Here is an 18,960-nt window from a genome sequence, read left to right on the forward strand (position 1 = left end):
GAGACGATTTACCGCAGCCTTTTCATTCAGGCTCGCGGCGTACTCAAGAAAGAACTGCTGAAGCACCTGCGTTCGCGACGGATGATGCGCCGCTCACGCCTTGCGAGCACGGAAGGACAGCCTCGCGGCCAGATCATTGATGCAATCTCGATCCGAGAGCGCCCGGCGGAAGTGGAAGATCGTGCGATACCGGGCCACAGGGAGGGAGACCTGATCTCCGGGGCGAAGAACAGCCACATCGCCACGCTTGTCGAGCGCCACTCCCGCTTTACGATGCTGGTGAAGGTCCAAGGCAAGGATGCGGCGAGTGTCGCGAGCGCGCTCAGCCGCGAGGTCCGCAGACTCCCGCGCGAGATGTGGCGCTCCCTGACTTGGGATCGCGGCAGCGAGATGGCCAGCCATAAGGCCTTCACCGCCGACACGGATGTGAAGGTCTACTTCTGTGACCCGCAGAGTCCTTGGCAGCGCGGCACCAACGAGAATACCAACCGCCTGCTGCGCCAGTACTTCCCCAAGGGTACGGAACTGGCAGGCTTCTCACAGACCGACCTGGATGAAGTCGCCCTCCGCTTGAATCGGCGACCGCGGAAAACCTTGGGCTTCATCTCCCCGGCGGATAAACTCATGGCCACTGTTGCGTCGACCGGTTGAACGCACCGGATGTTTCATGAATTCGCGTGATGATCGCGCAGGATATTGGCCGCACAGGGGATTTTCCGAAGGAGTGGCGTATGGGCGATACGGCCGACTGAGGGAAATTCCCTGTGCGGCCAAGAGACAAGTGAGGGCGCGTGCAATTCATGAAATATCCGGGCTAGGCTTGAAGAGAAGTCTTCCCGCCACGAGGACAGCTGCATGACGCGCATCCTTATCCTTCAGGGACACCCCGACCCGGCCGAAGGCCACCTCGACCACGCGCTGGCCGATGCCTACCGCGAAGGGGCCGAGAAGGCCGGCGTCGCGGTGGACACCCTGACGATTGCCCACCGCGACTTTCCACTGCTGAAGAACCAGGCCGAGTTTGTCGACGAGACCGTTCCGCCCGCGATCCTCGAGGCGCAGGAACTGATCGAGGTCGCCCACCACATCGTCCTGATCTATCCCCTCTGGCTGGGCGATATGCCGGCCCTGGTCAAGGGCTTCCTGGAACAGACCCTGCGCCCGGCATTCGTCGGCGATGGCGACATGAACCGCCTGCGCCACACGCGGCTCAAGGGCCGCTCGGTACGCATCGTGGTCACCATGGGCATGCCGGCGCTGGCCTACCGCTGGTTCTATGGCGCCCACAGCCTGAAGAGCCTGGAACGCAACATCTTCCGCTTCTGCGGCTTCGGCCCGATCCGCCACACCCTGATCGGGCAGAACGGCGGTGACGCCGCCTCCCGCGAACGCTGGCTGAAGAAGATGCGCGAGCTCGGACACGCGGCACGGTAACCCTGTGGCCGGTACACTCGTTCGGTCTTCCGACCGGCCGTGCGCGTGCATCACAACGACCACCCCCTGAGCGAAGTGCCGGACCATGCCCGCAAGGGCTTCTGGTCGATGACCGTGGTGCTGTTCGGGTTCACCTTCTTTACCTCGACCCTGTGGGCCGGCGGGTCGCTGGGCCTGGCCTTCAGCTTCGGCGAGCTAATGCTGGTGATCGCACTGGGCAACCTGCTACTGGGGGCCTACGCGGCCACGCTCGCCTACATCGGCTGCAAGAGCGGACTGCACACGGTCCTGATGGGGCGTTTCTGCTTCGGGGAATGGGGCAGCAAGCTCTCCGACGTCATCCTCGCGTTCACCCAGATCGGCTGGTACGCCTGGGGCACGGCCACCGTCGCGATCATCCTGGTCGAGACCACCGCCCTGCCGGAGCCGGTGGAAGTCGGGCTGATGGTGCTGTTCGGGTTCGCCTTCTGCATCACCGCGATGATCGGCTATCGCGGTCTCGACTGGCTTTCCCGCGTCGCGGTACCGGTCATGCTCCTGTTCATCCTGTTCACGCTGTTCATCGGGATCGGCGACGCCGGCGGCCCCGGGGGCCTGCTTGGTCAGGACCCGAGCACCGAGATGGATTTCCACGCCGCCCTGACCATCGTGATCGGCACCTTTGTTGGCGGTGCAACCCTCGCCACCAACTGGACCCGCTTCGCCCGCACCCCGCGCATTGCGGTCATCGCGACCCTGGCGGCCTTCGTGCTCGGGAACGGATTGATGGTGCTGACGGGCGCACTGGGCGCCCTGATCTACCACGAGGCCGACATCGTCCACGTCATGCTGGCGCAGGGCTTCGTGACGATCACGGTACTGATGCTCCTGCTGAACATCTGGAGCACCCAGGACAACACCATCTACAATTTCGGCGTGGCCGGCTGCAATCTGTTGCGCACCCAGCGCCGGCGGCTGGTCACCGTGCTCGGGGCCGCGATCGGCACGGCCCTCGCGGTCGCCGGGATGCATGACTATCTGGTGCCGTTCCTGATCCTGCTGGGGACCTTCATCCCGCCGCTCGGCGGCGTGATCGTCGCCGACTTCTGGCTGCGCCATCGCGGGCAATACCCCCGCCTGGGCTCGGCCCGTCTGCCCGGGTTCCACTGGCCCGGCCTGCTGGCGTACGCGGCAGGATCCGCCGCGGCGTACTACGCACCCGTGGTACCTCCTCTGCTGGGCGTGATCGTGGCAACGGCTGCCTACGCCGTCCTGATGGCTCCCGCCTCACCCGCCGCGTGGCGACCGCGCCAGGGAAGTGCGGATTAGAGCCTGATCAAAGCCCTGGCAGGTTCGGTGCCGGTGGCGTCGGCAGTTTCGGAGGGTCGGACGGGTCCGGCAGCGGCGGATCGTCCGGAGTCGGCGCCGAGGATGAACCGGGCGCCCGCGGGAGATCCAGGCGCTGATCGGGGCGCGAGTCGCCGCGCCGCTGCCCCGGCGGGGTCCCACCATGCCCGGGCGGCCAATTGCCCGCCGCGGGCGTGTCGCCACTGGCGCCCGGAGACCCGGGCGGCGGCCCGCCCGACGGCTGAGCCTGCGCGCCACCGAACGCCAGAACGGCGCCCATGACCGCAACCTGCGTCAGGGAACGAAAGAGGGACTGCATGCCATTCACTCCTTGCGTCGTTGCCTGCCCCTGAGGCGGCCGCGCGTGCCCATAGTTCCCGGCAGCATGCGACTCTGCCAAGTCCATCACGTCCAGGGAAACACGGTTCAGCGTCCCCTAAGCCTCGACCACCAGCTGTTGGAACAGCCCACCCAGGATCACCAGCGCGAACCCCGCGTACAGGCCCGCCACGACGTCGTCCATCATGATCCCGTGGCCGTCGTGCCACTTTTCATCAAAGTAGTTCGCCGGCCAGGGCTTGAGGATATCGAACACCCGGAACAGCAGGAAGCCAACGACCACCCACATCAGCCCCGCCGGGGCAAACGCCAGCGTGATGAGCATGCCGGCCCATTCATCCCACACGATGCCGGGATGATCGTGCACTCCCAGCTTGCGCGCACTTTCGCCACAGATGTGGAAGCCGGCCATCACCACGACCACGGTGATCGCAAGGTAGGCCCACTCCGGGAAATTCATGATCGCGAAGTACAGCACCAGTGCACCCAGCGAGCCGGTGGTGCCCGGTGCCCAGCGCGACAGGCCACTGCCGAAGCCGAACGCCAACAGGTGAATGGGATCGCCGAACACGGTCTTCACCGATGGCATCTTCGGATTACGGATCTTCTGCTCCGACATGGCTCCCCTGTCCCTATTCTTTATTCTGTGTTCGCGAAATGATCGTGGCCCGCCCGCGCCACGTCCAGCCGTTGCCCGTTTGCGTCCTCCACCACCACACCCGCACCCTCGGTGCACTCGCCGATCACAGTCAGCGGGACGTCCACGCTGAACGCGAGCAGGTCCAGCGACTCCCCCGGCGGGAGGGCGAACAGCAGCTCGTAGTCCTCGCCACCGCCCAGTGCGCAGGAGCGAGCCTGCTGCTCGGACACCTCCGCCAGCAGCGGGTCGCGCGGGACGGCGGGCCAGTCGACTCGCGCACCGCAACCCGAGGCGGCACACAGATGGCCCAGGTCCGCCAGCAGGCCGTCGGAGATATCGATGGCGGCCCGTGCGCGGTTGCGCAGACCACGGCCCAGACTCAGACGCGCCGCGGGCCAGAACAGCCGGGCGCAGGCGGGGCTCGAGGCGTCTACGGGACTCCCCTCTGCACGCCGCTGCGTCTCGTGGGCCAAACCGCAGGCCGCTCCGCCCAGCGCACCGGAAACCACCAGGCGATCGCCAGGCCGTGCACCGTCGCGGCGCAGGGCCTGGCCGACGGGCACCTCGCCCAGGACCGTCACGCTGATCGCCAGCGGACCCCGGTTGGTATCCCCGCCCACCAGCGGGATCCCGACCTCCTCGGCCAGGGTCAGAAAGCCGTGGCTGAAGCCCGCCAGCCAGTCATGATCCACACGCGGCAGGGTCAGCGACAGCACCGCGCCCAACGGCTCGGCCCCCATCGCGGCCAGGTCACTGAGATTGGAGGCCAGGGCCTTGTGGCCGACGCTTGCCGGCGGGTGGTCAGGAAAGAAGTGGGTGCCCTCGACCAGCGTGTCGACGGTCACGGCCAGCTCGTGGCCACTACGCACGGCCAGCAGGGCGGCATCGTCTCCGATGCCCAGACGCACGCCATCGGCAACCGCGCCTGCGCTCGGCGTGCCGAAATAGCGCTGGATCAGATCGAATTCGGAATCGGGGCCGGGCATGGCCGTGGTGCTGACCCGCCCGGGGTCAGCGCGGGGTGGAGCGCTCGGGGCCGCGCAGGTCGGCGGAGAGCCGGTCCAGCACGCCGTTGATGTAGCGATGCGACTGCTCGGCACCATAGCGCTTGGCCAGATCGACGGCCTCGTTGATCACTACGCGGTAGGGCACCTCCATGCGTTCGGCCAACTCCCATTGGCCCAACCACAGCAGGGCGTGCTCCACCGGATCGAGCTGATCCAGCGGGCGGCCGAGGTACGGCTCCATGCGGGCATCCAGGGCCTCGCGGTCGCCGGTCACGCCGATCAGGAGTTCGCGGAAGTACTCGGCATCCGCCTTGGCGTGTTCCTCGTCGTCGCGGAACTCGGCCAGGATATCCTTCGGGTGGGCGCCCGTGATCTGCCAGGAATATAGCGCCTGCATCGCGCGCCGGCGCGCGAAGGAACGCGCATGCCGCGCCCGCTGCTCGGGCGTGCTGCGCGGACGCCGGGCCCGAGCGGACTTGCCGGCATCGGCATCCTTGCGCGGGGCACCACCTTCGGGGCGGGGATCAGAGGGTTCAGTCACGGCAAGCCTGTTCGGGTGGACGGATAACACTGGGTGGCAGTGCGGGATCAGCCGCGCAGCTGGCGCATCAGGCTGACCATCTCGATCGCGCCCATGGCGGCATCGGCGCCCTTGTTGCCGGCCTTGGTGCCGGCGCGCTCGATCGCCTGCTCGATGGAGTCGGTGGTCAGCACGCCGAAGCTGATCGGCAGGTCCTCCGCCATCTGCACCTGGGCCAGGCCCTTGGCCGCCTCGCCCGCGACGTAATCGAAATGCGGCGTTGAACCACGAATCACGCAGCCCAGGGCGATCACGCCATCGTACTGCCCGGAACGCGCCATGGCCTGCGCCGCCAGCGGCAGTTCATAGGCACCCGGCACACGGGCGATGGTCAGGTTCGTCTCCTGCACCCCGTGACGCTTCAGGGTATCCACGGCCCCTTCCAGCAGGCGTTCGACGATCAGGCTGTTGAAGCGCGCCAGCAGCAGGCCATAGCGATGGTCGGCGGCGTCGGTGAATACGCCTTCCAGGGTCTTGATCTCGGACATGATGAACTTCCGGTTGGGCTGATGAAGGACCCGCGGGCCCCGTTTTCGAATGGCGCTAGTGTAGCACCGCCATCGGTCTACTCGTGGACGTAGTCCACCACCTCCAGGCCGAAGCCCCCGAGGCCGTGGAAGCGCTTCGGCGCGGACATCAGCTTCATGCGTCCGACACCGCAGTCGGCGAGAATCTGTGCACCGATCCCGTACATGCGCCATTCGGCGGAGTTCTCGCGCCCGCTGCGTTCCTCCGGCGCGGGCTGACCGATATTCTCCAGCCGCTGGGCCAGGGCGTCGCCACTCTCGTGCTTGCGCAGCACCACCACCACGCCCGCGCCCGCCTCGTCGATCCGGCGCAGGGCATCATCCAGCGGCCAGCCACGATCCGGACCGGCATAGCCGAGGGTATCGCACAACGTGCTCTCCAGATGCACGCGCACCAGGGTGTCCTGGTCCGGCTTCGGCTCGCCACGCACCAGGGCAAAATGCAGTTCGTGGTCCACTTCGTCCTCGAACGCCAGCAGGCGAAACTCGCCATGCTCGGTCGGGAACGGACGCTCGGACACCCGCCGGACCGTCTTCTCGTTCTCGATGCGATAGCGGATCAGATCCTCGATGGTGCCCATCTTCAGGTCATGCTCGGCGCAGAAGCGTTCGAGATCCGAACGCCGCGCCATGCTGCCGTCCTCGTTCAGGATCTCGACGATCACCGCGGCCGGCTCGGCCCCGGCCAGGCGCGCGAGATCACAGCCGGCCTCGGTATGCCCGGCGCGCACGATCACCCCGCCCGGCTGCGCCATCAGCGGGAACACGTGGCCCGGCTGGACGATGTCCTCGGGCGTCGCATTGGGCGCCACGGCGGTGCGGATGGTGTGCGCGCGATCGTAGGCGGAGATGCCGGTGGTCACGCCCTCGGCCGCCTCGATCGACAGCGTGAAGTTGGTGCCGTGCACGTCGTTGGTGTCGGTCACCATCAACGGCAGCGCCAGCTGCTTGCAGCGCTCGCGGGTCAGCGTCAGGCAGATCAGCCCCCGCCCGTACTTGGCCATGAAGTTGATGTCTTCCGGGCGCGCGTGCGAGGCGAGCATCAGCAGATCGCCTTCGTTCTCGCGGTCCTCGTCATCGACGATGACCACCATGCGTCCGGCCTGAAGCTCTTCCAGGATGGTTTCGGTATTGGAAAATTCCATAGATTCCTGCTTTCGGCCGCGCAGTTAGTCGCGCGAACCGGAGTGATTGGGAAAGCCCTGCTCGGCCAGCCAGGCCTCGGACAGATCGCCCGCCTGCCCGCCCGGCTCGGCCGCGCGATCGCCCAGCATCAAGCGTTCCAGATAGCGGGCGATCAGGTCCACCTCCAGGTTGACCGGTGTGCCCACCGCGTACACGGCGAACCGGGTCAGCGACCAGGTATGCGGGATGATGTTCACCTCGAACTCGGCGCCGTCCACCCGGTTCACCGTCAGGCTGGTGCCGTCGATGGTGATCGAGCCCTTGGCCGCGATGTAGCGGGCCAGCGGGGCCGGCGCGCGAAAACGCACGCGGGTGGAGCGCGCGTCCGGCTCCATCGCCACGACTTCGCCCACACCGTCGACATGCCCGGACACCATGTGCCCGCCCAGGCGATCACCCAGCGCCAGCGCGCGTTCGAGATTCACCCGATCCCCCGGACCGAGATGGCCCAGCGTGGTGACATCCAGCGACTCCCGCGAGACATCGGCGGCAAAGCCCTTACCCGGCAGATCGGTCACCGTCAGGCAGACCCCATTGACCGCGATGGAATCCCCCAGGCGGGTATCCGACAGGTCCATCCCGGTCGCATTGACGTGCAAGCGCACATCGCCCCCGCTGGGGGTGAGGCGCTCCAGGCTGCCAAGGGTCTCGATGATTCCGGTAAACATGGGTGTCCACTCGTTCGGTCGGGTCCGGAGCACAATGCCGGGCCACAGGCGCCCCATCATAGGGAAACGCTAATGAATTCGCACCACGACCCGGGCGTTTATAGTGGCAACGCCTGTCCTCGCAAGTCCTTCAAGGGCCATCACGAAGCCCACGAAGACACGAAGCAGGTCAATGGCGATTGCAGATCGGAAGGCCTTGGAACGAAGCCGAACAGGGGGCCCTATGGTTTATCCAGCGCCGAGGCGTTGGATTCCCGCGCCTCGAGCTCCATCATCCTCCCCGTCTTCCTGTCGATCGCTCTTGCTACTTGCCCTGCCCGCTCTTCCTGTCGCCGTGCGCTTCGTGATGCAAACAAGCCCTTACGAACGCGGACGGGCAAGCAGGCGCAGGGTATCGCCGACCCAGCGGGTGTCGATGACTTCGAGTTCGGCGCGTTCGGCCATGCGGGCCAGTGGCCACTCCACCAGGGGACGGGCGCTGGAGCCCATCAGCAACGGCGCCTGGTAGATCAGCCACTCGTCGACCCAGCCACCGCGGGCGAGCGCACCGGCCAGGCCGGGTCCGGATTCCACGTGGAGCTCGTTGACCTCTGCCCGTCCCAGCTCCGTAAGCACCGCACCCAGATCAAGTCCGCCCTCGGCAGATTCCTCCGCCAGCGGCACGGCCCGCACCTCGGCACCCTTGCCGCGCAGGGTATCCGCCGCAGGCGAGCCCACCACATCGGGACTGGTGAGGATCCAGACCGGCCCGTCACGCAGGATCTGCGAGCCCGGGGGCGTGCGCAGGCGCGCATCAAGGATGACGCGCAGTGGCTGCCGGGTCGGCAGATCGTGATACCGCGAGTCATCCGGGAAGCCGGCGTGGGCAGCCAGATCAAACGGCTTCATGCGCACATTCAGGCGCGGGTCATCGCCGACCACGGTGCCACTGCCGGTGACGATCGCCCCGGCCCGCGCCCGCCACAGTTGCACGTCGCGCCGCGCCGCCTCGCCGGTGATCCACTGCGACTCGCCGGAGGCCATGGCCGTCCGCCCGTCCAGGCTCGCAGCCAGCTTGACCCGCACCCAGGGGCGCCCCTGCTCCATGCGCTGCACGAAGCCGGGGTTCAGCGCCCGTGCCTCGGCCTCCAGCACGCCGCTGTCGACCCGGATACCGGCCGCCTGCAAGGCATCGATCCCGCCCCCGCATACCTGTGGGTTCGGATCCAGCATCGCGATCACGACCCGCGCGACGCCCGCCCGGATCAGCGCATCGGTACACGGCGGGGTGCGGCCCTGATGACTGCAGGGCTCCAGGGTCACGTAGGCGGTCGCGCCTTGCACGGCCTCACCGGCCGCTTGCAGCGCGTTCACCTCGGCATGCACCTCGCCGGCCTTCCAGTGCAGGCCCGCGCCTACCTCCCGGCCGTCGCGCACGATGACGCAGCCCACCCGCGGATTCGGATCCGCGGTGAAGCGGCCGTAGTCCGCCAGTTTCAGGGCGCGCGCCATGTGCCGGCGGTCGGCAATGACCTGCTCGGTCGTCGGCGCTTCCATTACATCCCCTCCTGCGAGCCGCCGTCCGTCGCCGGGGTGGCCCGCCCGTCCGCCGCGGATTCCGGGGCGTTTCCGGTCGCCTCCTCGTCGATCAGGCGCATCTGCGAACGGCGCATCTCCGGGCTGAGGTCATCCTCCAGCCGTTCGATCGCCTCACGGAAGGACTGCACACTGGCGAAGCTGAGATAGATAGAGGCAAAACGGATATAGGCCACATGGTCCAGCCCGTGCAAGGCCGCCAGCACCATTTCGCCGATGCGGTCGGACTTGACCTCGGGGGCCGTGACGGCCGAAAGCTGGCGCTTGATGTCGTCGATCACCCGCTCGACATCATCGGTCTTGACCGGGCGCTTGTGCAGTGCCCGGCGCAGACCGCTGCGCAGCTTTTCCTCGTCGAAGGCGACCCGTTCACCGGAACGCTTGACCACCCGCGGCAGGCTGAACTCCGCCCGCTCGAAGGTGGTAAAGCGCGCACCACAGGCACGGCACTGCCGCCGGCGCCGGATCTGTTCCTGCTCCGGGCCGGCCACCCGCGAATCGACCACGCGGGTGTCCTGATCATGACAGGACGGACAGCGCATCCCGGGCCCCGTCAGCCGGCCAACTGGCGGTGGTTATTCGCCGTGACCGTACACCGGGAAGCGACGGCAGATCTCGAGGACCTTCTCGCGGGTCGCGTCGATCACCTGCTCGTTCTCGTGATCATCCAGCACGTCGGCGATCCAGCCGGCCAGCTCGCGGGACTCGGACTCGGTGAAGCCGCGAGTGGTCAGCGCGGCGGTGCCGATGCGAATGCCGGAGGTCACGAACGGGGACTGCGGATCGTTCGGCACGGCGTTCTTGTTGACCGTGATGTTGGCACGGCCCAGCGCGGCATCCGCGGCCTTGCCGGTCATGCCCTTGGCGACCAGGCTCAGCAGGAACAGGTGGTTGTCGGTACCGCCGGAGACGATATCGAAGCCACGCTCCACCAGCACCTCGGCCATCGCGCGGGCGTTGGCGATCACCTGCTTCTGGTAGGTCTTGAATTCCGGCTCCAGGGCCTCCTTGAACGCCACCGCCTTGCCGGCGATCACGTGCATCAGCGGACCACCCTGGGTGCCCGGGAAGATCAGCGACTGGAACTTCTTGTTCAGTTCCGGCTGGCCCTTGGAGATGATGAAGCCGCCACGCGGCCCGCGCAGGGACTTGTGCGTGGTGGAGGTGACCACGTGAGCGTGGTCGATCGGGTTCGGGTATTCGCCAGCGGCGATCAGGCCGGAGACGTGGGCCATGTCCACCATCAGGTACGCGCCCACCGAATCGGCGATCTCGCGGAAGCGCTTCCAGTCGACCACGCGCGAATAGGCGGAGAAGCCGGCGACGATCATCTTCGGCTGGTTCTCGGTGGCCAGGCGCTGGACCTCGTCGTAGTCGATCAGGCCCTCGTCGGTGATGCCGTACTGCACCGCGTTGTAGATCTTGCCGGAGAAGTTCGGCTTGGCACCGTGGGTCAGGTGGCCGCCGGCGTCCAGGCTCATGCCCAGGACGGTGTCATGCGGCTGCAGCAGGGCCATGTACACCGCGGCGTTGGCCTGGGAGCCGGAATGCGGCTGCACGTTGGCGTAGTCGGCACCGTAGAGCTGCTTGAGGCGATCGATCGCCAGCTGCTCAACCACATCGACGTGCTCGCAACCGCCATAGTAGCGCTTGCCCGGGTAGCCCTCGGCGTACTTGTTGGTCAGCACCGAACCCTGCGCTTCCATCACGCGCGGGCTGGTGTAGTTTTCCGACGCGATCAGCTCGATGTGCTCTTCCTGACGCTGCGACTCGTCGCGGATGGCATTCCAGAGGTCGTCGTCGTAGCCGTGGATACTCATGTCGATCGAAAACATTCGGGTCTCCCGTTCAAAGCGTTGGATTCAGCGGATTTCGGCGCGCCAGCTACTTGGGGCGCTGCCGCAAAAAGGCCGCCAATCATACGCCATCCGGCCCTTCTTTTCAGGCCGGACGTCTCCCGACACGGCCGCTGCGGACCACCGAGCCCCCTTCCAAGACCGGTGTTTCGCAAATCCGATCAGGCACTTTGGTGCCCGGCCCCACCCCGGGAAGACCAGAGGCACAAACCCCTTCCGCTCATCCGGAAAACGGGCCGCGTGCGCTTGCTCCAACGCCTTAGTTCGGCCCTTCGATTCGACGGACGTCGACGTCGTGGCGGGTCGGGTATACCGGCAGGCCGAACTGGTTGTAGACCGCCACATCGGCCGCATCACGGCCATAGCCTACGACCACGTAGCCACCCCGCAACTCGGCCTGGGTCGCATCAAAGGTGTACCAGCGCCCCCCGACGAAGGCCTCGAACCAGGCATGCATGTCCATCGGCTGCAGGCCGTGCAGATACCCGACCACCATGCGCGCCGGGATACTGAGACTGCGGCACAGTGCAATCCCGAGATGCGCCAGGTCGCGACACACCCCGCTCCCGCGCTGATTCACCTCCGCGGCCGAGATCGGGATATCGCTGGTCCCCGGGAGATATTCGATGCGCTCGCGCAGCCACTGCTCGATGGCCGCCACCTGGTCGTAACCCAGCCACTGGCCGGCAGTGATTTCGGTCGCCATCAGGTTGAAGCGATCCGATTCGCAAAACCGGCTCGGCAGGAGATAACTCAGTACGGCATCCGGCAGGGACTGCACCTCGACAAACGGTGCGCCCGGGGCCCGGTCGAGGGCCTCGGCCGTCTGCACCTCCGCCGCGGTATGGATGGAGAACGTCCCCGGCGGCGCGATCAGGCGCTGGCAGAGGTTGCCGTAGATGTCGACGAACTCGGACACCGGCGCCGTCGGCACCAGGCGATATTCCTCGCGCGCGACCCATTGCAGCGGGCCACTGCGCGGTCGCAGCATCAGCACAAACGGCGTGGGTTCGACGATCTCGAACTCGAAGTCACAACGGGTCTCGAGCCACATGAACGGGGCCTCTTGGGGTGAACCTCCTACACTACGCCCTGCCCGACGGCGGGGCTACACGCAGACGGGCCTGGCAGCCGGCTGCGACCGTGTACATTGGCCCGCGATTCCCTACACTTCCGAAATCGCCTGTTCCCCGGAGCCCGTATGCGAGGACGACCCGACCAACGCACCGCGAGACGCCGCACCCGGCACCTGACCGTTGGGCTGCTTGCCCTCGGCCTGTTGCTGCTCGCACCCCTGGCCCAGGCGGAACAACGCTTCATCAACATCGGCACCGGCGGCGTCACCGGCGTGTACTACCCCGCCGGCCAGCACCTGTGCCGGCTGTTCAACACCCGCCGCGACAGCCACGGGATGCGCTGCACCGCGGAGAGCACCGGCGGTTCGGTATTCAACCTGAACATGGTGCGTTCCGGCGACATGGACTTCGGCGTGGCCCAGTCGGATCTCCAGTACCACGCCTATCACGGCAGTGGCCGCTTCGAGGCCTTCGGACCCGGCAACCACCTGCGGGCGATGTTCAGCCTGCACCCCGAGCCACTGACCCTGGTGGTCCGCCCGGACGCGGACATCCAGGGTCTGGACGACCTGCCGGGCAAGCGGGTGAACATCGGCAATCCCGGCTCCGGCCAGCGCATCCTGATGGAAGAGCTGATGGCCAAGCTCGGCTGGGACCACGACACCTTCCGCCGCGTCAGCGAGCTGCCCTCGCGCGAGCAGGCGCAGGCGCTGTGCGACAACCGGATCGACGCCTTCGTTTTCTCGGTGGGGCACCCCTCTGCGGCAATCCAGGAGCCGATCGCCACCTGCGACGCCCGCCTGGTGTCCATCGAAGGCCCTGCCATCGAGGAGCTGATCCGCTCGACCCCCTACTACCTCACCGCCGTGATCCCCGCCGACACCTACCCGGGGCAGGACGAGGACATCCACACCTACGGGGTCGGCGCGACCCTGGTCACCTCGGACCGCACCTCGAATACCGCCGCCTACGAGCTGACCCGCGCCGTGTTCGAGAACTTCGAGACCTTCCGCGGCTTGCACCCGGCCTTCAGCGGCCTCGAACGCAAGAGCATGGTCGACGAGGGCCTGTCCGCCCCCATGCACCCCGGTGCCCGGCGCTACTTCCGCGAGGCAGGACTGATCGATGACTGAGACCCGAGCACAGGATCCCGCCACTTCGGAGGACCGCCAGGTCGCCGAACTGGAGACCGGCGGCCGCCACCCCGGCCGCGCGACCCGCACCCTGATCTGGCTCACGGCCGTCGCCTGGTCGCTGTTCCAGATCTGGATCGCCTCACCGATCGCCGACTGGGTCGACATCTTCGTCGTCTCCGAGACCGAGGCTCGCTCCATCCACCTGGCGTTCGCGATCTTCCTCGGCTATCTGCTGTTCCCGGCGGTCCGCGCCACCGCCCGCGGCAAGGGCTGGCAGCACGCCATCGGTATCCTGTATGCCCTGGGTGGGCTGGCCCTGATTGCACTGGGGCTGTGGCAGTTCCTCGGCCTGGAACGCCTGGGCGAGGTCTACCTGGCGCTCGGCATCGCCCTGGTCGCCGTGGCCTGGCCGCTGCTGCGCGGGAACGACCCCGTGCATCGCGTGCCGCTGGGTGACTGGGTGTTCGCCGCGGTTGCGGCCTTCAGCGCCCTGTACCTCTACCTGTTCCACGAGGCACTGGCGGCGCGCCCCGGCGCCCCCACCGAACTGGACCTGATCATGGCCGGGATCGGTCTGATCCTGCTGCTGGAGGCGACCCGCCGCGTGCTCGGCCCGGCGCTGACCATCATCGCCGCGATCTTCCTGTTCTATACCTTCGCCGGCCCCCTCATGCCGGACCTGATCGCCCATCGCGGCGCCAGCTATCCGCGCGCGATGGCCCAGCAGTGGCTGTCCAACGAGGGGGTGTTCGGCATCGCGCTGGGGGTCTCCACCAGCTTCGTGTTCCTGTTCGTGCTGTTCGGCGCACTGCTGGAGCGCGCCGGGGCCGGTGACTACTTCATCCGCGTCGCCTTCGCCCTGCTCGGGCACCTGCGTGGCGGCCCGGCCAAGGCCGCGGTGCTGGCCTCCGGGATGACCGGCGTGGTCTCGGGCTCGTCGATCGCCAACGTGGTCACCACCGGCACCTTCACGGTTCCGCTGATGAAACGGGTCGGCTTCGCCCCGCACAAGGCCGGCGCGGTGGAGGTCGCCAGCTCGGTCAACGGGCAGCTGATGCCGCCAGTGATGGGCGCCGCCGCGTTCCTGATGGTCGAATACGTCGGCATCCCCTATGTCGAGGTGCTCAAGCACGCCATCCTGCCGGCCCTGATCGCCTATATCGCGCTGATCTACATCGTCCATCTGGAGGCCTGCAAGAACGGCATGGAGGGCCTCCAGCGCGCCACCGTGACGACCTGGCGCGGGCGCCTGATCAGCTTCACCCTGACCGTGGCCAGCCTGATCATCCTGGCGGGTGCGGTGTACTGGGGACTGGGCTGGATCAAGATCGTCGCCGGCGACGCCGCGGCCTGGATCATCGCCGGCCTGTTGTTCGCCACCTACCTGGTACTGGTCTGGATCGTCGCGCGCGAGCCGGACCCTGAGGCCCTGGATACCGAACGCCCGCTGCCGCGGGTCGCCCCCACGGTCCTGAGCGGGCTGCACTACCTGCTGCCGCTGGTGGTGCTGGTCTGGGCACTGGTGGTGGAGCGGCTGTCGCCGGGGCTGGCGGCGTTCTGGGCGGTGGCCTTCATGATCTTCATCGTGCTGACCCAGCGCCCGCTGGTGGCCCTGTTCCGGCGCCAGGGGCGTCTCCTGCAAGCCGCGTGGGTCGGAGTCTGGGAACTGTTCCAGGGCTTCGAGACGGGCGCGCGCAACATGATCGGTATCGGCCTGGCCACCGCCGCGGCCGGGATCATCGTCGGCACGGTCGCGATGACCGGCGTCGGGCTGGTGCTGACCGACCTGGTGGATACCCTGTCCGGCGGCAACCTGCTGCTGGTGCTGGTACTGACCGCGGTGATCAGCCTGGTCCTTGGCCTGGGCCTGCCGACCACCGCGAACTACATCATCGTGGCGACCCTGATGGCCCCGATCATCGTCGACCTGGGCGCGCAGCACGACATCCTGATCCCCCTGATCGCGGCCCACCTGTTCGTGTTCTATTTCGGCATCATGGCCGACGTGACGCCACCGGTGGGCCTGGCCTCCTTCGCCGGCGCGGCAATCGCCAAGGCCGACCCGATTCGCACCGGGATCCAGGCCTTCGCCTACAGCCTGCGCACCATCGCATTGCCGTTCTTCTTCATCTTCAACAGCCAGTTGCTGTTGATCGGGGTGGACAACGTGTTCCAGCTGGCGCTGGTCTTCCTCGGCTCGCTGGCCGGCATCCTCGCCTTTACCGCGGCCACCCAGGGCTGGTTCCTGACCCGCAGCCGCTACTGGGAGTCCGCCGCGTTGATGGTAGTCGCCTTCGTGCTGCTGGTCCCGACCGTGCTGATGGACCGCATCGCGGCTCCCTATCAGCACCAGCCGGCGGAGACCCTGCTCGAGGTCGTCGAGACCATCCCGGACCGCGACTCGCTGCGCCTGGAGGCCACCGGCATCGACCTGGAGGGCCGCGAGATCACCCGCACGGTGATGTTCCCCCTGGGCGACCCCGACCTGGCCCCGCGCGAGCGTCTGGCCGACGCCGGGCTGGACGTGCGCTTCGACCCGGACGACCAGAAAGCACAGATCCAGACGGTCGCTTTCGGCAGCCCGGCCGGCCGAGTAGGGTTGGAGGGTGGCTGGACCATCACCGGCGTACTGGTGCCGACCGAGCGCCCCAGCCCATACTGGTTCTACCTTCCGGCCCTGGCGCTGGGACTGCTGGTAGTCTGGAATCAGCGCCGACGCGCGGAACCGCCGGGGCGCGGCCCTTCCGCCGACACCCCCGCCCTTTCGGCGTAACCACGAACCGCAATCGGAGTACACCGCAATGGAACAACCCAACTACGGCTTCAATGTCATCGTGAAGGGCGGCATCGAGGACGTGATCGCGCAGACCACGGCCGCCCTCGGCGAGGAGGGCTTCGGCATCCTCAGCGATATCGACGTCGCTGCGGCCTTCAAGAAGAAACTGGATCTGGAGCATCGCCCCTACCGCATCCTCGGCGCCTGCAACCCGAACCTTGCACGCCAGGCCGTCGAGGCCGACCCCAACATCGGCCTTCTGCTGCCCTGCAACGTGCTGGTGCAGGACAACGAGAACGGCACCTGCACGGTCGGCTTCATGGACCCGGTCGCGGTCATGGGGCTGGTCGACAAACCCGGCGTCGAAGACCTGGCCGGCGAGGTACGCCATCGTCTGGAGCGTGTGCGCCTGACCCTCGAGACCGGCTAGCCCCCGGCTTCGAGAGCACACCATGGATACTGGAACCGACCAGTCCGCCGGGCTGGCCGAGCGCATCCGCACGGCCGTCGCCGCCGGGCACCGCCTGGCGATCGCTGGCGGCGGCAGTCAACGCGCGCGTGCCTTCCCCACGGGCTTCGAACCGGATGTCCAGCCACTGGAGGCCAGCGGCCATCACGGCATCGTCAGCCTCGCACCCAGCGAGCTGGTGGTGACCGTGCGCGCCGGCACGCCGGTGATGGAACTGCAGGCCGCGCTGGAAGAAGTGGGCATGATGCTGCCCTTCGAACCGGCCATGCCCACGCCGTCCAGCACCGTGGGCGGCATGGTGGCCCTGGGCCTGTCCGGTGCCCGCCGCCCCTGGACCGCCAGCCTGCGCGACGCCGTGCTTGGCACCCGCATCGTCAACGGTCGCGGCGAGATCCTGCGCTTCGGCGGCGAAGTGATGAAGAACGTCGCCGGCTTCGACGTCTCGCGGCTGATGGCCGGCAGCCTCGGCAGCCTGGGCCTGCTGCTGGAGGTCAGCTTCAAGCTGCTGCCCGCCCCCGCCTACCAGGCCTGGCTGCGCCAGGAGAGCTCCGCCGCGGCCTTCATCGAGCAGGCGCGCGACTGGGGCCGTACCGCCCTGCCGTTCTCGGGCCTGGCCTGGGCTGACGGTATCGGCCACATCCGCCTGGGCGGTGGCCAGGAGGCCGTGCAGGAGGCCGCCGAACGCCTGGGCGCAGCACCGGATATCGACGGCCCGACCTTCTGGGCGCAACTGCGCGATCGGCACCTGCCGTTCCTCACCCGACCCATGGCCCGCGGCGAGCGCCTGTGGCGTCTGAGCCTGCCGCCCGCCACCCCGCCGCTGGATCTGCCCGGCGAATGGCTGCTCAACTGGGGCGGCGGCGAGCGCTGGCTGCGCTCCACGGCCACCCCGGACGCAGTGCGCGCTGCCACCGAGCAAGCGGGCGGACACGCCCGCCTGTGGTCCGGCGATCCGGCCGGGGCGGCCTGGCTGCACCCCCGCGCACCGGCCCATGCGCGCCTGGAGGGCGAGGTCCGCGCCGCCCTGGACCCTGACGGCGTGTTCTTCGCCCCGCTGATCACCCCTCATCCACGCACCGTGCCGACGAGCTGAAGCCATGGAAACTCGCCTGCACCCGCGCTTCGAGAATGATCCGGCGGCGCGCATCGCCGAAGACGCCCTGCGTGCCTGCGTGCACTGTGGCTTCTGCAACGCGACTTGTCCCACCTATCAGGAACAGGGTGACGAGCTGGACGGCCCGCGCGGACGCATCTACCAGATCAAGCAGGTCCTGGAGAGCGGCGAGGCCAATACCACCACCCGCACCCACCTGGACCGCTGCCTGACCTGTCTCAACTGCATGACCACCTGCCCCTCCGGGGTCGATTACAACCACCTGGTCGCCTTTGGCCGGGAGGTGATCGAGGAAGACCTCCCGCGCGGCTGGCGCGACCGGCTGCTGCGCGCCCTGCTGGTCCGCGCGCTGCCGGCGCGCTGGCCGTTCCGTCTAGCCCTGGGGCTCGGCCGCCTGGCCCGCCCACTGCTGCCCGCCACCCTGAAGCGCCGCGTGCCCGCACGCCACGGTGCCCGGGCCGGTGCAACCAACATTGGCGCGGTGACTCCGGCGGGCTTTCCCCACGGGCGCGTGCTGCTGCTCGGCGGCTGCGTGCACGATGCGATCGACGCCCGCATCAACGCCGCACTCCGGGGCCTGCTCGGGCGCCTTGGCATCGAGGTGGTCGAGGCCGGCGAGGCCCGCTGCTGCGGCGCGGTGGAACACCACCTGGCGTTCGCAGAGCGCACCCGCGAGCGGGTCCGGGCCAACCTCGACGCCTGGGAGTCGATTCTTGCGGACGGGGTGGACGCCGTCGTCAGCACCGCCAGCGGCTGCGGCGTGATGCTGCGCGACTACGCGCACATCCTGGCCGACGACCCGACGTATGCCGCACGCGCCGCCCGCTTCACGGCGCAGGTCCGCGACCCGGTTGAGCTGTTCGATATCCAGACCATCCGCAGCCTCGGCATCCGGGCGCCGGCAGATCACCCGCCCGTCGCCTGGCATGCGCCCTGCACCCTGCAGCATGGCCAGGGCCTGGCCGGCCGCGTGGAACCGCTACTGCAGGCCGCCGGCTTCCACCTGGTGCCGGTCGCCGAGCCGCATCTGTGCTGCGGCTCGGCCGGAACCTATTCCATTCTCCAGCCGGCGATGGCGGGCCGTCTGCGCCAGCGCAAGCTGGACAACCTCGAGGCCAGCGGCCCCGCGCGCATCGTGACCGCCAACATCGGCTGCCAGACGCACCTGCAGTACGGGACCGATACGCCGGTCGAGCACTGGCTCACACTGCTCGAACGCCACTGCGGCGCAACTCCCGCCGGTGCGTAGGGG

18 protein-coding genes are annotated in these 18,960 nt (G+C 67.9%); 8 read left to right on the top strand and 10 right to left on the bottom strand.

Going from position 1 to position 18,960, the window contains the following annotated elements; all coding sequences use genetic code 11:
* From G315_RS0112980 to codB, 3 genes are all read left to right on the top strand, one after another.
* Positions 1-651: IS30 family transposase (locus G315_RS0112980; RefSeq protein ID WP_019612651.1), on the top strand; the 651-nt coding region annotated here is incomplete at its 5' end.
* Between the two features lie 204 nt (positions 652-855).
* Complete coding sequence (locus G315_RS0112985) at positions 856-1,434, top strand: NAD(P)H-dependent oxidoreductase (RefSeq protein ID WP_019612652.1); 579 nt, start codon at positions 856-858, stop codon at positions 1,432-1,434.
* 45 nt (positions 1,435-1,479) lie between these two features.
* Positions 1,480-2,742, top strand: coding sequence for a cytosine permease (codB, locus tag G315_RS0112990; RefSeq protein WP_026338877.1), 1,263 nt, complete (start codon positions 1,480-1,482; stop codon positions 2,740-2,742).
* Between the two features lie 454 nt (positions 2,743-3,196).
* Here the strand turns inward: codB and G315_RS0112995 are convergent, their stop codons facing one another.
* The 10 genes from G315_RS0112995 to G315_RS0113040 all read right to left on the bottom strand — a co-directional run bounded on the left by G315_RS0112995 (position 3,197) and on the right by G315_RS0113040 (position 12,191).
* Positions 3,197-3,718 carry a phosphatidylglycerophosphatase A gene (locus G315_RS0112995; protein WP_018146099.1) on the bottom strand — a complete coding sequence of 174 codons (522 nt, stop codon included), beginning with the start codon at positions 3,716-3,718 and terminating at the stop codon, positions 3,197-3,199.
* Positions 3,719-3,738: 20 nt separating this feature from the next.
* Positions 3,739-4,725 carry a thiamine-phosphate kinase gene (gene thiL / locus G315_RS0113000; protein ID WP_018146100.1) on the bottom strand — a complete coding sequence of 329 codons (987 nt, stop codon included), beginning with the start codon at positions 4,723-4,725 and terminating at the stop codon, positions 3,739-3,741.
* 25 nt (positions 4,726-4,750) lie between these two features.
* Positions 4,751-5,287 carry a transcription antitermination factor NusB gene (gene nusB, locus G315_RS0113005; protein WP_018146101.1) on the bottom strand — a complete coding sequence of 179 codons (537 nt, stop codon included), beginning with the start codon at positions 5,285-5,287 and terminating at the stop codon, positions 4,751-4,753.
* Between the two features lie 47 nt (positions 5,288-5,334).
* On the bottom strand, positions 5,335-5,814 hold the full coding sequence (gene ribE, locus G315_RS0113010) for a 6,7-dimethyl-8-ribityllumazine synthase (protein WP_018169400.1): 480 nt from the start codon (positions 5,812-5,814) through the stop codon (positions 5,335-5,337).
* A gap of 77 nt (positions 5,815-5,891) precedes the next feature.
* The gene (ribBA, locus tag G315_RS0113015) at positions 5,892-6,998 is read right to left on the bottom strand and encodes a bifunctional 3,4-dihydroxy-2-butanone-4-phosphate synthase/GTP cyclohydrolase II (RefSeq protein ID WP_018146103.1); all 1,107 of its coding nucleotides are present in this window, start codon (positions 6,996-6,998) and stop codon (positions 5,892-5,894) included.
* Between the two features lie 24 nt (positions 6,999-7,022).
* Positions 7,023-7,706, bottom strand: a complete 684-nt coding sequence (locus G315_RS0113020) for a riboflavin synthase (protein WP_018146104.1) — start codon at positions 7,704-7,706, stop codon at positions 7,023-7,025.
* A 360-nt stretch (positions 7,707-8,066) separates the two neighbouring features.
* Complete coding sequence (gene ribD, locus G315_RS0113025; protein ID WP_018146105.1) at positions 8,067-9,242, bottom strand: bifunctional diaminohydroxyphosphoribosylaminopyrimidine deaminase/5-amino-6-(5-phosphoribosylamino)uracil reductase RibD; 1,176 nt, start codon at positions 9,240-9,242, stop codon at positions 8,067-8,069.
* Entirely contained in the window at positions 9,242-9,823 is a 582-nt protein-coding gene (gene nrdR / locus G315_RS0113030) for a transcriptional regulator NrdR (protein ID WP_018146106.1), read from the bottom strand. The genes ribD and nrdR overlap by 1 nt, the downstream gene beginning before the upstream one ends.
* 33 nt (positions 9,824-9,856) lie before the next feature.
* Positions 9,857-11,116 (bottom strand): serine hydroxymethyltransferase, encoded by a 1,260-nt coding sequence (gene glyA, locus G315_RS0113035; RefSeq protein WP_018146107.1) that lies wholly within the window; start codon positions 11,114-11,116, stop codon positions 9,857-9,859.
* A 280-nt stretch (positions 11,117-11,396) separates the two neighbouring features.
* Positions 11,397-12,191, bottom strand: coding sequence for a transglutaminase family protein (locus G315_RS0113040; protein WP_018146108.1), 795 nt, complete (start codon positions 12,189-12,191; stop codon positions 11,397-11,399).
* Positions 12,192-12,338: 147 nt separating this feature from the next.
* Between G315_RS0113040 and G315_RS0113045 the strand changes: the two genes are divergently transcribed.
* Genes G315_RS0113045 through glcF form a run of 5 tightly spaced genes read left to right on the top strand, consistent with a single transcriptional unit; the run spans position 12,339 to position 18,957 of the window.
* Positions 12,339-13,346, top strand: coding sequence for a TAXI family TRAP transporter solute-binding subunit (locus G315_RS0113045; RefSeq protein ID WP_018146109.1), 1,008 nt, complete (start codon positions 12,339-12,341; stop codon positions 13,344-13,346).
* Complete coding sequence (locus G315_RS0113050) at positions 13,339-16,122, top strand: TRAP transporter permease (protein ID WP_018146110.1); 2,784 nt, start codon at positions 13,339-13,341, stop codon at positions 16,120-16,122. Before G315_RS0113045 ends, G315_RS0113050 begins: the two co-directional genes overlap by 8 nt.
* Positions 16,123-16,150: 28 nt before the next feature.
* The gene (locus G315_RS0113055; protein WP_018146111.1) at positions 16,151-16,555 is read left to right on the top strand and encodes a DUF302 domain-containing protein; all 405 of its coding nucleotides are present in this window, start codon (positions 16,151-16,153) and stop codon (positions 16,553-16,555) included.
* A 22-nt stretch (positions 16,556-16,577) separates the two neighbouring features.
* A complete protein-coding gene (gene glcE / locus G315_RS0113060; RefSeq protein WP_018146112.1) occupies positions 16,578-17,687 on the top strand; it encodes a glycolate oxidase subunit GlcE in 1,110 nt (369 codons plus the stop codon).
* Between the two features lie 4 nt (positions 17,688-17,691).
* A complete protein-coding gene (glcF, locus tag G315_RS0113065) occupies positions 17,692-18,957 on the top strand; it encodes a glycolate oxidase subunit GlcF (protein WP_019612654.1) in 1,266 nt (421 codons plus the stop codon).
* The last annotated feature ends 3 nt before the right edge of the window (positions 18,958-18,960 follow it).

The sequence above is a fragment of the Thioalkalivibrio sp. AKL7 genome (assembly GCF_000381705.1).
In the GTDB taxonomy this organism is placed as follows: domain Bacteria; phylum Pseudomonadota; class Gammaproteobacteria; order Ectothiorhodospirales; family Ectothiorhodospiraceae; genus Thioalkalivibrio; species Thioalkalivibrio versutus.

Excerpts from the sequence above, each read along its gene's own strand:
- G315_RS0112985 (WP_019612652.1), top strand. The coding sequence starts at position 856 with ATGACGCGCATCCTTATCCTTCAGGGACACCCCGACCCGGCCGAAGGC.
- G315_RS0112995 (WP_018146099.1), bottom strand. The coding sequence starts at position 3,718 with ATGTCGGAGCAGAAGATCCGTAATCCGAAGATGCCATCGGTGAAGACC.
- thiL (WP_018146100.1), bottom strand. The coding sequence starts at position 4,725 with ATGCCCGGCCCCGATTCCGAATTCGATCTGATCCAGCGCTATTTCGGC.
- ribE (WP_018169400.1), bottom strand. The coding sequence starts at position 5,814 with ATGTCCGAGATCAAGACCCTGGAAGGCGTATTCACCGACGCCGCCGAC.
- ribBA (WP_018146103.1), bottom strand. The coding sequence starts at position 6,998 with ATGGAATTTTCCAATACCGAAACCATCCTGGAAGAGCTTCAGGCCGGA.
- G315_RS0113020 (WP_018146104.1), bottom strand. The coding sequence starts at position 7,706 with ATGTTTACCGGAATCATCGAGACCCTTGGCAGCCTGGAGCGCCTCACC.
- ribD (WP_018146105.1), bottom strand. The coding sequence starts at position 9,242 with ATGGAAGCGCCGACGACCGAGCAGGTCATTGCCGACCGCCGGCACATG.
- nrdR (WP_018146106.1), bottom strand. The coding sequence starts at position 9,823 with ATGCGCTGTCCGTCCTGTCATGATCAGGACACCCGCGTGGTCGATTCG.
- glyA (WP_018146107.1), bottom strand. The coding sequence starts at position 11,116 with ATGTTTTCGATCGACATGAGTATCCACGGCTACGACGACGACCTCTGG.
- G315_RS0113040 (WP_018146108.1), bottom strand. The coding sequence starts at position 12,191 with ATGTGGCTCGAGACCCGTTGTGACTTCGAGTTCGAGATCGTCGAACCC.
- G315_RS0113045 (WP_018146109.1), top strand. The coding sequence starts at position 12,339 with ATGCGAGGACGACCCGACCAACGCACCGCGAGACGCCGCACCCGGCAC.
- G315_RS0113050 (WP_018146110.1), top strand. The coding sequence starts at position 13,339 with ATGACTGAGACCCGAGCACAGGATCCCGCCACTTCGGAGGACCGCCAG.
- G315_RS0113055 (WP_018146111.1), top strand. The coding sequence starts at position 16,151 with ATGGAACAACCCAACTACGGCTTCAATGTCATCGTGAAGGGCGGCATC.
- glcE (WP_018146112.1), top strand. The coding sequence starts at position 16,578 with ATGGATACTGGAACCGACCAGTCCGCCGGGCTGGCCGAGCGCATCCGC.
- glcF (WP_019612654.1), top strand. The coding sequence starts at position 17,692 with ATGGAAACTCGCCTGCACCCGCGCTTCGAGAATGATCCGGCGGCGCGC.